We start from the raw sequence: 14,532 nt of genomic DNA, 5'->3' as shown, positions 1-14,532 counted from the left end.
CCATCCTGTCCGAGCAGCCGAACCAGCCCGAGCGCCAGCAGGCCGCAGAGTTCGGCGCGGCGCTCGGAGGCGGTCATCTGGTCGGGAGGGAGCGGGTTCGGGCGTTTCATGTCTCGGCAGCCGTGTTCGGTGGTGTCGTTACCGATCAAAAGCCACCCAGCCTCCCCCGACGGGACATCTCAGCTGAACGAGATGAGTGAATGCGAACAGGAAGGGAACGTCAGGGCTTGCCGATCACGGATTTGTCCATGATCATCGGGAGTTGAATCAAGCGAGAGCAGTTGTTCGATGAGGTGAGTTCATGCCGTGCAAAGCAAGCCCGATCGGTCCCCGTATTTCGGCGCTGATCGAGGACGCGCGCGTGAATCTTGCCCTAACGATTCTCTCGGCCCGGGAGGGTGGTGTTAGTCAAATCGGCCCCCTGAGGCGACGTCGCGGTGTCGAGCCCCGAGCTAGGCACTACGGTCGCGATCTATAGTTCAGCTCAGTATTTTCGGAGATTTATATGGTACGCGCCCCGGCCAGAACTTGCCCCAATCTTTCTCGGCTATTCGACGATGCAGAGCCGGAACTGCTGTCCGGATTCCTCAAGAGCAAGGCTTTCGAGAGGCTGAGCTGGCTTGGGCCCTACAGGTTCGACCCCGAGAATCCGGACGGTCCGTCGGTTGCCAGAAATATGCTGTCCCAGGAAAAGAAGGACCGGCTGGGGCCTCTCGAAGCTGAAGCTGCCCGGATCGTCACAATCGCAAGCGACCGTGGCGAGTATGTCCTCGAAGGTCTCGCCAAGACCACGCTCGAACCCGAGCGCGCCAAGGAACTTCTGAACCGGCGGGACAAGCTCGCGCGAAGCCTGTGGGCTTACGCCAACGAACACGGCTTGTTTGAAGCGGCGGAGAACAGCCTGCACCTGCGTCTCTACCGGCGCTACGACAAGCACTACCAGACCTTCATGGCCGAGCCTTCGGTCGATGGGGGCCCCGACGCCGGCAGTGCATTGCTCGACGAGCTTCTGGTCGACCTCAACAAGCGTCTCGATCGCGGCGACGGCTACAGCATCGACAAGTTCGACATCCCCGAGGACGGCGATGAACCGGCGGCGGAGATGTACCTGCTGTTCCATCCCGATCCCCCCACGAGCGTTCGGGAGATCGATGACGATGGCAATCGGTCGAGCATCTATTTCCGCCCGCCTGGAGAGGCGATGATCGTCTACACGCCATCGACTGGGCGGGTCCATGTCCGCGCAGGCAACCGAAAGCTCAGGCACACAGTTGCCGAACGCTTCATCGAGACTGCCCTCGAGCAGACTTACTCCAACCAGCCCGTCGACTTTCAGGCCTACGACATTTCGCAGTTCCTGCAGGGGCTCGATCTTGAACCGCCGGAACTTGACGACGTGGTGATCGACCGCGCGCAGGTGATCCGCGCTGACATCAGCATCGGCAATCTCGCCAACCGCCTCTCGCTTTCCACCACGATCGACCAGGACATCTCAGAGATCATCGACAGTCATCCGGGCCTTCCGAGGATCTTCGAGCGGGCGCTCGCAATCCGCTTCGTTGAGATTGCGGTCCGGTATTTCCGCGCGGGACGAGATGAGGCGCAAACCCTCAACTTCACGCTCACCGACCGCAACACGAGCAGCCTTCTCAGCATCGACGACCCTTTCGAGCGCGTTCTGGGGCATCGCTTGCTCAGACACTGGAACATCCTCCGTGATGGCCGTGCACCGGGCGATGAGGAGAGCATGGCTGTCATGCCCGCCTTGCTGGCCATATGGGATATCGGAGCTGACAGGGTCACCGGCGCATGGCTCCAATCTCGCGGTGTCGATCCTGGCCTCCTGAACGATCTGGGCTTCCTCGTGCCGGCCGGCTGGGAAGGCGACGACCTGATCGACGATGAAGACGAGGTCGGCCCGGTGGCAGCCGAAGTAGTCGTTCGTATCGAGAAGGGAGATGCAGAGGAAGAAGACCGTAAGGTGGCCGACCTCAAGGTCACTGAGGGACAGGCGACGTCTGCGGGCAACCCGGATCGCTACAGGATCTATCGGGTGCGTGACGGCTGGGTCGCGCAACACCTGAAGGAAAGTCTCGAAAAGGCGCTCGATGCGCCCGCCATCGAGAAGCTGACCGATCATCTCCTCTACCTTGGAACGCTCAGTATCGATGGCGGCGATGTTCCGATCTACCTTGCGCGTGGTCTCGACCGGGAGAGGGTCCGGTCTGCCGTCGATACGGAACTTCGGGCGCGCCACAACCTCGGTATTGGACTGGTTCTGCAGGCCGGCACCGCTCCTGGACCGTGCCTGGCGGCCAATGTTCTGACGCCGCTTGTTGATCAGATCGACACCAAGCAAGCCGAAATCGCGTTGGTCGCAGACAAGCTCCGGTCCGTGTTCCGGCGACATCGGATATTGGCCCGTGGAGGCATGACGGTCGGACTCACCCGTAGTGGCGATGATATCGCGACCCTCTTCGTGCCAGGGAAAGGCACCATCGACATCAAGGGCGAAAACCGCATCCAGATCATCCAGCGGCTGGTCGATGCCCACAACAACGGCCCGACGCCGATGTCGACCAAGGATCTTGTCAAGGGAATCGCTGAAGACCAGTCCCTGTCGAACATCTTCAAGCAGCCGCTGTGGGACAAGCTGAAGGCCAACTTTCTGAGAAGTCTTGGCGCCAAGGGGCCGTGGGAGATCGCAATCTGACAGCTGGCTCCGATCCGGCTCCGATTGGGGGGTCTGACGGGCTCCGATTCCTCAGGCCAATGGGAGTGCTCCATCGATCAGAGGAGCACTTCCATGCCGACTCCCTTCCCCTCGCGCCAGGCAGCCCCGACGAACTGGTCCGGCGCCGCGACGACCAAGCCCACCACCTCCAACTCGGAATGGCGCTGCACGCGCTGTGACAAGCTGCTCGGCGTCTGCCGGGACGGCCGCATGCACCTGCGCTTCGCGCGGGGGCACGAGTATCTCGTGGGCTTCCCGGTTCAGGCGACCTGCCGGGGCTGCGGCACGCTGAACAGCGCGACCGCACCCGCGCGCTGACGCGCGCATTCACCCAACCCCCTGAAATCGCAGAGACGCGCGACGTCCTGACCTGGCCACGAGAAGGCGCCGGACGCCTGGCCGCAAGGCAGGCGTCCGATGTCCTTCGCGTGGCACCAGATCCGTGATCACCTTATGCATTCGTCCTCCAACCTTCACTTCCAGCGCAGTTTCGACGCCGTCCGGCGTGCGCAGGCTGCCCTCACACCCTTCCGCGATCCTGCGGCCCTGCTGGACGGGTTGCACCGCACGACCGGCGATCCCGCCCGGAAAAACCTGATCTTCGCCGCGCTCGTCAGAGCGGCGCAGGGCGACGGGCCCGCGTCCGACTGCGCCCTGACGCTGCTGTTGCTGGCACTCTGGCCCGGCCTCGACGCCATCCGCCGCCGGTCGATCTGGCGCAGGATCGGCACTGCCGACGAGGTTGCATCCGACGTTCTGGCGCGCACGACCGAGGCGGTCCGCAGGCTCGACCTCGGGCGTGTCAACTGGATCGCGGCCACGGTGCTGCGGAATGTCGAGCGCGACATGATCCGCGCCCGCCAGCGCGACCAGACACGCGAACATCTCGCCAGCGGCGCCGATCCCGACGAGGTGGCGGACAACGGTGACAGCGGGATCGGCGCGGCCGGGTACGCACGACTGAACAGCGCCGTGCGGAATCTGCTCGGCGATGACGCCCTCCTGGTGATCCGCGTGGCGATCGAGGGCTTCTCTCAGGCCGAGGCGGGAGCCGAACTGGGCCTGACCGAGGCCGCCGCCCGCAAGCGGTACCAGCGCGCCATGCGCCGGCTGCACGACGCCCTCGAGGAAATCCCCTGAGCCGATGTCCCGATCCGGCCCCGCCGATGGCTTTTTCCATTCGAGCGCCCCGAGCGCCTTCCCTCCAACCGAAAGCAGACACGCATGAACCGCACTGCCGATCTGTCGCTCGAGGATTTCAGGCGTCTTCCGGGGCTCTATCGCCGCTGGGAGCTGACCGAGGTCTGCGAGCCCAACCGCAACTACCAGATCGAGGACGCCGGCGCCCATGCCGACGGGACGCCGCTGCTGGCGATCTACGTCGCCGAGCCCGCGCCCGACGTCCGCGAGGCCGCGTGATGCACCTCCTCGATCACATCATCCCACGGAGAACAGCTATGCCGGACCAGCCGGACGACATCACCCGTCTTCGCAAGGCGAGCTACGCCCTTGAAGACCTCCCCGAAACTATTTCCCTGCCGCAGCGCGCCGGTGACGAGCCGCACGAGCCGCTGCCGGTCGTCGAGGCCACCGTCGACGAGATCGCCTTCGCGATCGTGGAGGCTGAGCGCGAGAGCACGGCTGCCTACCGCCGCGCCGATGCGCTGAAGCGGCTCTACAAGCTCGCCCGCGAGGCGGGGTGCATCGGCGCCGATCGCGCCGCCACGGCGGTGATGAAGAAGGAGGGCCAGTGATGGCCCTTCCCATCATCGGCGCCGACGAACGGCTCGCGCAGCGCAAGGGCATCAAGGGCGTCATCTTCGGCCGGTCCGGCATCGGCAAGACCTCGCTGCTCTGGACACTGAACGCCTCGACCACGCTCTTCCTCGACCTCGAGGCCGGGGATCTGGCGGTCGAGGGGCTGGAGATCGACACGCTCCGGCCCCGCACCTGGAAAGAATGCCGGGATTTTGCGGTGTTCATCGGCGGGCCGAACCCGGCGCTGCGCGAGGACCAGCCCTACAGCCAAGCGCATTTCGACGAAGTCTGCGGGCGCTACGGCGATCCGGCGGTGATCGGAAAGTACGAGACCGTCTTCATCGACTCGATCACCGTGGCCGGGCGGCTCTGCTTCCAGTGGTGCCGCGGTCAGCCCGAGGCGTTCTCCGAGAAGACCGGCAAGCCCGACATCCGTGGCGCCTACGGGCTGCATGGCCGCGAGATGATCGGCTGGCTGACCCATCTGCAGCACACGCGCGGCAAGCATGTCTGGTTCGTGGGCATCCTCGACGAGCGGCTCGACGACTTCAATCGCAAGGTCTTCCAGCCGCAGATCGACGGATCGAAGACCGGGCTCGAGCTGCCGGGCATCGTGGATCAGGTCATCACCATGGCCGACATCCCTGACCCGGGCGGCCAGCCGCAGCGCGCCTTCGTCTGCCAGACGCTGAACCCCTGGGGCTATCCGGCCAAGGACCGCTCGGGCCGCCTCGACAGGGTCGAGGCCCCGCATCTCGGCCGGATGATGGAGAAGATCCAGCGCCCCGCGGCGCCTGCCTCCGAACGCCTGACCTGGCCGCCAGTGACGCCCGCCGATCCCGCCCCCGCGCAGGAGCCCGTCAATGGCTGAGCGCCTCTCGCCACGCCCGGTGTCCCGATCCGGTCGCCGGGGTGGCTTTTCCCCTCTGACGCCGCTGCGCGTCCCATCCTCCAACTGAAAGGAGCCGCGCAATGTCCGGACCCTGGAACGACTTCAACTCCGCGCAATCCAACACCAACGTCATCCCCAAGGGCACGCTCGCCAAGGTGCGCCTGACGCTCCGCCCCGGCGGCTTCGATGACCCCTCGCAGGGCTGGACCGGCGGCTGGGCGCGCCGCGCCGCCACCGGCGCCGTCTATCTTGACGCCGAATACACTGTCGTCGAGGGCCCCTATGCCCGGCGCAAGGTCTGGTCGCTGATCGGCCTCTACAGCCCGAAGGGCCCGGACTGGGCGAACATGGGGCGCGGCCTGATCCGCGGCATCCTGAACTCGGCGCGCGGCGTGTCCGACAAGGACAACTCCCCCGAGGCGCAGGCCCGCCGCCGCATCAACGGCTTCGGCGATCTCGACGGGGTCGAGTTCGTCGCCCGCATCGACATCGGCACCGACACCAACGGCGAGGACAAGAACGAAATCCGCGCCGCCGTCACGCCCGACCATCGCGACTACGCCGCGCTGATGGGCACGGTCGCGCCGCAGTTCACCGCCGCCCCGGCGCAGGGCCACGCCGCGCAGCAGCCTGCCACCGCCACCCAGCCCAGCCAGCCCGCGTCCGCCCCCGGCGCCGCCGGTCGGCCGAGCTGGGCGCAGTAAGGGGAGACCGGCCATGCGCCTGCGCCCCCGCCAGAAGACCTTCGTCGAGCGCAGCGTGGCTGCGCTCGCTTCCCGCGGCAACACGCTGGGCGTGGCGCCCACGGGCGCGGGCAAGACCATCATGCTTTCGGCGGTCACCGGCGAGATGATCGGCGACGGCGCCAAGGCCTGCGTGCTGGCTCATCGCGACGAGTTGACGGCGCAGAACCGCGCCAAGTTCCAGCGCGTGGTGCCGGGCGTCGCCACCTCGGTCATCGACGCCACGGAGAAGTCGTGGGGCGGTCAGGTCGCCTTCGCCATGGTGCCGACGCTGGCGCGGGCCTCGAACCTGGCCGACATGCCGCGCCTCGACCTGCTGGTCGTCGACGAGGCGCACCATGCCGTCGCCGACAGCTACCGCCGCATCATCGACCGCGTGCGGGAGGCCAATCCCGACGCCCGCATCTTCGGGGTCACGGCAACGCCGAACCGGGGCGACAGGAAGGGCCTGCGCGACGTCTTCGACAATGTCGCCGACCAGGTTCGGCTGGGCGAGCTGATCGCCTCGGGCCACCTCGTGCCGCCGCGCACCTTCGTCATCGACGTGGGCGTGCAGGACGAGTTGCGCTCGGTCCGCAAGACCATGTCGGATTTCGACATGGCGGAGGTGGCGGGCATCATGGATCGCGCCCCCGTCACCGACGAGGTGATCCGCCACTGGAAGGAAAAGGCGGGCGATCGGCAGACCGTGGTGTTCTGCTCCACCGTCGCGCATGCCGAACACGTCACCGAGGCGTTCCGGGCCGCGGGCGTTTCCGCCGCGCTGATCCACGGCGACCTGGCGGCCGAGACCCGCAAGGCGATCCTCGCCGACTACGCGGCGGGGGACATCCGCGTCGTCGTCAACGTGGCGGTGCTGACCGAGGGCTGGGACCACCCGCCCACCTCCTGCGTCGTGCTGCTGCGCCCCAGCTCCTACAAGTCCACCATGATCCAGATGGTCGGGCGCGGGCTGCGCACCGTCGACCCCGAGGAACACCCCGGCATCGTGAAGACCGACTGCGTCGTGCTGGATTTCGGCACCTCGAGCCTGATCCACGGCACGCTGGAACAGGATGTCGATCTCGACGGCAAGACCGAGACCGGCGAGGCGCCCACCAAGACCTGTCCGGCCTGCGAGGCGGAGATCCCGCTGGCCGCCACCGAATGCCCGCTCTGCGGCGAGGCGTTCCCGCGGGAGGACGAAGAGGCCGGTGAAGGTGGCGGCGCCATGCCGCTCTCGGGCTTCATGATGACCGAGATCGACCTGCTGAAGCGGTCCAGCTTCGCCTGGGTCGACCTCTACGGCACGGACGACGCGCTGATGGCCACGGGCTTTGCGGCCTGGGGCGGCATCTTCTGGCTGGACGGGGTCTGGTACGCCATCGGCGGCGCGAAGGGCGAACGCCCGCATCTGCTGGGCGTGGGCGAACGGACCGTCTGCCTCGCGCAGGCAGACGACTGGCTGAACACCCACGAGACCGACGAGAGCGCCTTCAAGACGCGCTCCTGGCTGCGCCAGCCGCCCACGGAAAAGCAGTTGCAGTACCTGCCGCCCGAATGCCGCAATGACTTCGGCCTGACGCGCTACCGCGCCTCGGCGCTGATGACCTTCGGCTTCAACAAGCGCGCCATCCGCCAGCTGATCGGCACGGCGGCCTCTCCCGAACGGAGGGCGGCATGACCCATGGCTTCCATCACCCCCATCACCGCCGAGGACCGGCGGCGGCTCTGGCATCCGCGTGGAACGCTCTGTGCTGTCTGCCGGCAACCCACCCGTGGTTTTGGCTGGTTCGATCCGCACCGGTCGAAGCAGCCTCGGCCTTCGGTCTGGTTCTGCTCGATGCCCTGCCAGTCCTTCTGGACGCGCTTGGCGCGGGAGCGTTTCGCCATGGTTGACCTGACCGAGGAAGAGCGCGCCGCGATCACCGCCACCATGAAGCGCGTGGCTCTGCTGATGGACGAGATCGGCTGGGCCACCCCGCTTGCCGAACTCACCGAGGCGCAGGTGCGCGCGCTGATCGAGGAAGCCGTCGAGGGCTTCCGCGAGGCCATGTCCGACATCGCCCGGGCGCAGACGCCGGAGGTGCCGTTTTGACCCTCGATTACAATCACCGGCCCAGCTTCGCCGAGCGAGTCAACGCCGCCGTCGATCGGGCGCTCACCGCCGATCAGGCGACGCGGCCGCCCCGCGACTATCTCGGCGGCTCGCGCCTCGGCCATGCCTGCGAGCGGGCGCTGCAGTTCGAGTTCACCGCGACGCCGAAGGACGAGGGCCAGGACTTCTCGGGCCAATCGCTGCGCATCTTCGCCATCGGCCACACGCTCGAGGATCTGGCCGTCGCCTGGCTGCGCGGCGCGGGCTTCGACCTCTACACCCGCAAGGGCAACCGGCCCGATGGCGGCCAGTTCGGCTTCTCGGTCGCGGGCGGGCGCATCCGGGGCCATGTTGATGGCATCATCGCCGCCGGGCCCGAGGGCTTCGGTCTTGCCGTTCCGGCCCTCTGGGAATGCAAGACGATGAACGCGAAGAACTGGCGCGCCTGCGTCAAGGACGGCGTGACCAAGTCGAAGCCGGTCTACGCCGCCCAGATCGCGCTCTATCAGGCCTACATGGAAACCAGCGTGCCAGGCATCAGCGCCGCGCCTGCTGTGTTCACCGCGATCAACAAGGACACGGCCGAGATGCACCACGAACTGGTGCCATTCGACGCCGACCTCGCGCAGCGCATGTCCGACCGGGGCGTGCGGATCCTGCAGGCGACCGATGCGGGCGAGTTGCTGCCGCGCATCGCCACCACGCCCGACTTCTTCGAGTGCCGCTTCTGCCCGTGGGCCGAGCGCTGCTGGAGGCTGCCGGCATGAGCGACGACGGCATCCTGCATTTCAACCCGTGGATGGACTTCAATGACGGGCCACCGTCCGAGAACCCGTTCGGCTGCGACCCTGATCCCCAGCAGATCGCCGTCTTCCTCGACACCGTGTTCAGCTGGTGCGAGGGGCTGATCCCGCTCCGGGGTTTCGTCGACAAGGGTCAGGGCCGAGACGGCAAGCCGCACAACATCTGGATCCCGGCCGACGACACCGCGCCCGAGAAACTCGCAACTTTCGCTGGATGGGCGAACCGCGAAGGCGCCGCCGTTTATGTCATCCCCGGCACGGTCGCCGAACAGGGTCAGGCCCGCGCCGCCGATGTGCTGCAGATGCGGGCCATCGTCGTCGATCTCGACGCAGGCGATATACCAGCCAAGCTGGATCATGTCACCCGCCACATCGGAACGCCGACGCTGATCATCGAAAGCGGCGGGCGCACGCCAGAGGGCGCCGCGAAGCTCCATGTCTGGTGGAAACTGACCGAACCCGCCGAGGGCGGTGATCTCTCCACCCTCTGTCGCCTGCGCGGCGAGATTGCCGTGAAGGTCGGCGGCGACACGCATTTCCGCTCGGCACACCAGCCGATCCGGGTGCCCGGCACAGTCTATCACAAGCACGGCCACCAGCGCCTCGTGCAGATCCGCGAACAGCGCGACGTCGAAGTCGACCTTGCGGACTTCGCCGAGAAGGTCGCCGAGATGCCGCCGCTGCCCGGTGTGGGCTTCGCCAGCGACGTTGCCGCGCCGACCGCGAAGCCCGGCATCGACGCGGTGCTCACCACGCCGGTGCGCGAAGGCGCGGTGGACGACTGGTCCCGCTTCCAGGGGGCCAGCGCCGCCATCGGCCATTACGTGCGCCTGGTGCACGAGGGCCGCCTCGACCCCTTCGCGGGCTGGGAGGCGATCTGCGGCTACAACGCCGCCATGCTGCGCCCATCGTGGCCGCTCGATCGGCTCATGGCGGAGTCCGAACGGCTCTGGGCGCTGCATGTGAAGCGCAACGGTCCGCCGCTCCTGCGCGCAGCCCACGTCGATGCCCCGACCAGCCCGCTGCCGACCTTCAGCCTTGGCGCGCTCCTCGACGACACGAGCCCGATGCCCGAGGACGTCATCGGGCCGCGCGTGCTGACGCCGGGCGGTCTCCTGGTGCTGGGCGGCGCGCCCAAGGTCGGCAAGAGCGACTTCCTGATCTCATGGCTCGTGCACATGGCCGCTGGCGTGCCGTTCCTCGGCTTCACGCCGCCCCGGCCGCTGCGCGTGTTCTATCTGCAGGCCGAGATCCAGTATCACTATCTGCGCGAGCGCATGCAGCAGATCGCGCTGCCCGCCGCCGTGATCGCCGCCGCGCGCGACACCTTCATCGCCACGCCGAAGCTGAAGCTACTGCTCGACGCGGAAGGCGTCGCCCGCGTGGCCGAGGCGATCCGGGCCGCATTCCCCGAGGCGCCACCCGACATCATCGTCATCGACCCGATCCGCAACCTCTTCGATGGCGGCCCTGAGGGCGGCGGCGAGAACGACAACACCGCCATGATGTTCTTCCTGAAAGATCGGGTGGAGCTTTTGCGCGAGGCGGTCAATCCGGACGCGGGCGTCATCCTCGCCCACCACACCCGCAAGGCCACCAAGCATCAGGTCAAGGACGATCCCTTCCTCGCGCTCTCCGGCGCAAGCGCGCTGCGCGGTTTCTACACCTCGGGGCTGCTCATGCACCGGCCCGACGAGGACAGCACCGTCCGCAGGCTGGAGATCGAGCTGCGCAACGGCCCCGCGCTGCCGGGCAAGCTGATCGACAAGGTGAAGGGCGAATGGGTCGAACTGAACCCGCTGAACGAGCGACTGGTGCGCAAGGAGGTCGGGGCCAGGCTCGATGCCGAGCGGCTACGCAAACACGATGTCATCCTCGGCATGCTGCTGGATGAGGCGGCGAGCGAGCGCCTCTACACCGCGATGCAGTTCGCCGAGACCTTCGAGAACCGGGGCGGTCTGGGCAGCAAGCACACGATCCGTGAACGCCTCAGCGTGCTGGCGACCAAGGGCTTCGTGAAGTTCCTGCGCGACCCCTCGGGGTTCGGCTTCCCCGTCACCCGGTCGCGGTTCGGCTATCTCTGCGTCGAGGGCATGCAGTTCGGCGCGCCTGTCGAGGAGGTCGATCCGGACATCGGCGAGGTCACCACAACCGCCCGTCCGGTCCTGCCCAGCCACTTCAAATGCCCCCAATCCGGGCTCTGCCTGCAGGTCGAAAACCCCGCCGTCTGGGTCTACCCGGAGGGGCTGGAGGACGACCTAACTCATATGAGTGAGGCCTGACTCATATGACAGCGCCAACTGTGCACTCAACGAAATCAAGGGGTTACGGGCAAATAAGAGTCAGGTCCCTAACTCATGCCCGAAGACTTCATGAAGTCTTATTCCGTAATGATTTCAGCTACTTGTCCTCCCCGGAACAGTTAGGTGTCAAACCCCCATACTACGTATGGGAGGGCCACCCCACAGGGTTGGCCACTCCTCCCATACGTCCGGGCCAGCCGCGCGCGCCGCCGTGACGCTCCCTTGTGCTTCCCGATCCGACGACGGCGGCCCCGTACCGCCAAGCACCAGACCGCCGTCGTCTTCCACCACCACAGGCCACCGGCAAAGGAGACCCATCATGGCTCAGCCGACTCTGATCCCGAATTGCGACGGCGCAAGATTTGAATCGCTGCCGCTCGACACGCCCCGCAACCGCTGCATCCTCGCGCTCGACCTCGGCACCTCGACCGGCTGGGCAATCCGCGGACATGACGGCCTGATCACCAGCGGCACCGTCTCGCTGCGCCCCGGCCGCTTCGACGGGGGCGGCATGCGCTACCTGCGTTTCACGAACTGGCTGACCGAGATCGACCGGCTGTCCGGTCCTGTTGCTGCGATCTGGTTCGAGGAGGTACGCCGCCACGCAGGCACCGACGCGAGCCACATCTACGGCGGGCTCATGGCCACGCTGACCGCATGGGCGGAACTGCGTGGCGTGCCCTACGAGGGCGTCCCGGTCGGCACGATCAAGCGTCATGCCGCAGGCAAGGGCAACGCCGACAAGGCCGCCATGGTCGCCGCCGTCCGCGCCCGCGGTTTCAGCCCGGCCGACGACAACGAGGCCGACGCTATCGCGATCCTGCTCTGGGCGATCGAGACGAACGGGGGTGTCGCATGAGATGGCACCCCCATGGCTACGGCGGCCGACGCCGCGATCCCGAGCAGGTCAAGCGCGAGGGCTGGCACGAACAGGGCGTCCTCGCGGTCTCCGCCGATGACGACCGCCTCACCTGGCCCGAGCGTGAACTGGTCCGCCAACTCGGCGAAAAGCTCTACGGCCCGCGCCCTTCCGACAGGGAGGCGCGCCATGGCTGATCGCGAATGGACCGCCGACTGCGTCGCCGATCATTTCGAGGAGGCGTTCCGCACCCTGCGCAAGCTGCCGCCGGTCAAGGCGCAGGGCTACTTCAACACCTGGCCCGACATCGTGCGGACGAGCCGCGAGATCGCGGCGATGGAGCCGCAGCCGATGCGGGTCTGGCCCTCGGCCGCCGCGATCACCCGGCTCGAGCAGACCTTCGACTGGGTGCTCTGGATCGAGGAGGCGGAGCGCAAACTGGTCTGGTCGCGCGCGGCCCGGGTGCCGTGGAAGCAGATCAGCGGCGAGCTCGGTTGCGACCGCACGACAGCGTGGCGTCGCTGGCAACTGGCGCTGACCAAGATCGCCGCGCGCCTGAATGCGCAGTGACTCCAATGTGTTGCAACACTTTTTCCTTCGACATCTGCAACAGATCCATGCTATTCGGAAGGCAAGATGGGGAGAGTGCGCTGGAAAGCTCGCTCTCCCCTTTGCGTTGACGGGGGCCACCTGGACCCCGGCATCCAGCGAGGGTCCGGCCCGGGTCCACCTCACGGCAGTTTCCGGTTCCTTCCTGGCGACATTCCTATGCTGGCGGGCGAAGCGCGGGACATCGCCAGCGACAGGGCCGGATTTTTGGGAAGCCACCCGGAAGCCGGAGCCACTTACGCCCCGCGCAAACACCAATGAACGCTGGCCTTACGACCGGACACCGCTTGTAGCCGCTGGACTCCGTTTGGAGTCCGGCCCGGCATCCGGAGTCCGGAAGCCACCGGCATCCACCCGACCGAGGAACCTTGCCCACCATGACGCTGAGCTTCGCCCCGGACGCGATCGAGACGTGGCCGCTGTCGCGCCTCCAGCCCTACGCGAAGAACGCGAAGGCGCATGGGGCGGACCAGGTGGCGAAGATCGCCGCCAGCATGGCCGAGTTCGGCTGGACCGTGCCCTGCCTCGTCGCCGAGGACGGGGAGTTGATCGCGGGCCACGGGCGCGTGCTGGCCGCAACCCAGCTGGGACTGACCGAAGCGCCGGTGATCGTGCTGGGCCATCTGACCGAGGCGCAGCGGCGGGCCTACCGGATCGCGGACAACAAGCTGACGGAACTCGGCACCTGGGACGAGGCGCTGCTGTCGGCGGAACTGAACGACCTGATGGCGGAAGACTTCGACCTGTCGCTGGTCGGCTTTTCCGATGGCGAGTTGGACAAGCTGCTGGCCTTCGTGCCGGAGGCGGACGGTGAAGAAGGTGGCGCCGGAGGCTCCGTGCCGACGGTGACCATCCCCGAACCACCCCGCAACCCGGCGTCGCGCACGGGCGATCTGTGGATCCTCGGAGACCATCGCCTCCTTTGCGGCGACAGCACCAGCGCTGCCGATGTGCGCCGCCTGATGAATGGCGAGCGGGCGGTGCTGTTCGCGACCGACCCGCCGTATCTCGTGGACTACGACGGCTCGAACCATCCGACCCGCAACAAGGACTGGTCCGCGTCCTATGGCACGACCTGGGACGACAGTTCGCAGGGGGCCGAGCTTTACGATGGCTTCATCGCTGCAGCCGTGACGGAAGCCATCGCCGAAAATGCTGCTTGGTATTGCTGGCATGCCTCGCGCCGCCAGGCGATGCTGGAGGCCTGCTGGGAAAAAGCCGGGGCCTTCGTCCATCAGCAGATCATCTGGGTGAAGGACCGAGGCGTCCTGACCCGGTCCCACTACCTCTGGAAGCACGAACCCTGCTTCATGGGCTGGCGCCGTCCGAACCGTCCGCCGAAGGTGGCCGAGCAGACACTGCCGTCGACCTGGGAGATGCCGTCCTTCGCCAAGGACGAGCGCCCCGACCATCCGACGCCGAAACCGCTCGACGCCTTCGGCATCCCGATGCGCCAGCACGTCGCCCGCGGCGGCCTCTGCTACGAACCCTTCTCGGGGTCCGGCTCTCAGATCATGGCAGGCGAGGCCAACGGACGCCGCGTCTTTGCGATGGAGATCAGCCCGGCCTATGTCGATGTCGCCGTGGAGCGCTGGCAGGCCGAGACCGGCCGCGACGCGATCCTCGACGGCGACGGCAGGACCTTCGCGCAGGTGAGAACCGAGCGGCTGGGCGACGACGCCGAAGCCCCGGCCGATACGCCGGACCTGGACGCCGCCCCCGAACCCGCGCGAAAGCGCAAGACCGCCGCGTGA

Annotated in this window: 15 protein-coding genes; all 15 read left to right on the top strand. The window is 67.1% G+C overall.

All coding sequences use genetic code 11. From position 1 onward, the window contains the following. Positions 1–505: 505 nt before the first annotated feature. The 15 genes from HNR59_RS10360 to HNR59_RS10290 all read left to right on the top strand — a co-directional run bounded on the left by HNR59_RS10360 (position 506) and on the right by HNR59_RS10290 (position 14,532). Positions 506–2,713 (top strand): hypothetical protein, encoded by a 2,208-nt coding sequence (locus HNR59_RS10360; protein ID WP_183829532.1) that lies wholly within the window; start codon positions 506–508, stop codon positions 2,711–2,713. A 93-nt stretch (positions 2,714–2,806) separates the two neighbouring features. Then, entirely contained in the window at positions 2,807–3,052 is a 246-nt protein-coding gene (locus HNR59_RS10355) for a hypothetical protein (RefSeq protein ID WP_183829529.1), read from the top strand. A gap of 99 nt (positions 3,053–3,151) precedes the next feature. Next, positions 3,152–3,874, top strand: coding sequence for an RNA polymerase sigma factor (locus HNR59_RS10350; RefSeq protein ID WP_183829527.1), 723 nt, complete (start codon positions 3,152–3,154; stop codon positions 3,872–3,874). An 84-nt stretch (positions 3,875–3,958) separates the two neighbouring features. Continuing rightward, positions 3,959–4,153 carry a hypothetical protein gene (locus tag HNR59_RS10345; protein ID WP_018303655.1) on the top strand — a complete coding sequence of 65 codons (195 nt, stop codon included), beginning with the start codon at positions 3,959–3,961 and terminating at the stop codon, positions 4,151–4,153. Beyond that, a complete protein-coding gene (locus HNR59_RS10340) occupies positions 4,153–4,488 on the top strand; it encodes a hypothetical protein (protein WP_183829524.1) in 336 nt (111 codons plus the stop codon). Before HNR59_RS10345 ends, HNR59_RS10340 begins: the two co-directional genes overlap by 1 nt. Continuing rightward, positions 4,488–5,363 carry an ATP-binding protein gene (locus HNR59_RS10335; RefSeq protein WP_183829523.1) on the top strand — a complete coding sequence of 292 codons (876 nt, stop codon included), beginning with the start codon at positions 4,488–4,490 and terminating at the stop codon, positions 5,361–5,363. Before HNR59_RS10340 ends, HNR59_RS10335 begins: the two co-directional genes overlap by 1 nt. Positions 5,364–5,464: 101 nt before the next feature. Next, entirely contained in the window at positions 5,465–6,088 is a 624-nt protein-coding gene (locus tag HNR59_RS10330) for a hypothetical protein (RefSeq protein ID WP_183829520.1), read from the top strand. Between the two features lie 13 nt (positions 6,089–6,101). Further along, a complete protein-coding gene (locus tag HNR59_RS10325) occupies positions 6,102–7,790 on the top strand; it encodes a DEAD/DEAH box helicase (RefSeq protein ID WP_183829517.1) in 1,689 nt (562 codons plus the stop codon). A 3-nt stretch (positions 7,791–7,793) separates the two neighbouring features. Beyond that, positions 7,794–8,204: a DUF6511 domain-containing protein gene (locus tag HNR59_RS20625; protein WP_210307236.1), complete on the top strand. Its 411-nt coding sequence runs from the start codon at positions 7,794–7,796 to the stop codon at positions 8,202–8,204. Next, the gene (locus tag HNR59_RS10315) at positions 8,201–8,971 is read left to right on the top strand and encodes a PD-(D/E)XK nuclease family protein (RefSeq protein ID WP_183829514.1); all 771 of its coding nucleotides are present in this window, start codon (positions 8,201–8,203) and stop codon (positions 8,969–8,971) included. Before HNR59_RS20625 ends, HNR59_RS10315 begins: the two co-directional genes overlap by 4 nt. Further along, entirely contained in the window at positions 8,968–11,289 is a 2,322-nt protein-coding gene (locus HNR59_RS10310; RefSeq protein WP_210307235.1) for an AAA family ATPase, read from the top strand. Before HNR59_RS10315 ends, HNR59_RS10310 begins: the two co-directional genes overlap by 4 nt. Positions 11,290–11,629: 340 nt before the next feature. Beyond that, entirely contained in the window at positions 11,630–12,169 is a 540-nt protein-coding gene (locus tag HNR59_RS10305; RefSeq protein ID WP_246374557.1) for a hypothetical protein, read from the top strand. Continuing rightward, positions 12,166–12,366 (top strand): hypothetical protein, encoded by a 201-nt coding sequence (locus HNR59_RS10300; RefSeq protein WP_018303645.1) that lies wholly within the window; start codon positions 12,166–12,168, stop codon positions 12,364–12,366. Before HNR59_RS10305 ends, HNR59_RS10300 begins: the two co-directional genes overlap by 4 nt. Further along, positions 12,359–12,739: a DUF6362 family protein gene (locus HNR59_RS10295; protein ID WP_018303644.1), complete on the top strand. Its 381-nt coding sequence runs from the start codon at positions 12,359–12,361 to the stop codon at positions 12,737–12,739. Before HNR59_RS10300 ends, HNR59_RS10295 begins: the two co-directional genes overlap by 8 nt. A gap of 416 nt (positions 12,740–13,155) precedes the next feature. Next, on the top strand, positions 13,156–14,532 hold the full coding sequence (locus HNR59_RS10290; RefSeq protein ID WP_183829507.1) for a site-specific DNA-methyltransferase: 1,377 nt from the start codon (positions 13,156–13,158) through the stop codon (positions 14,530–14,532).

This window comes from Aquamicrobium lusatiense (assembly GCF_014201615.1).
GTDB classification, from domain to species: domain Bacteria; phylum Pseudomonadota; class Alphaproteobacteria; order Rhizobiales; family Rhizobiaceae; genus Mesorhizobium; species Mesorhizobium lusatiense.
The sequence above is the reverse complement of the archived record's forward strand: the minus strand, read 5'-3'. Positions and strand labels throughout refer to the sequence as shown.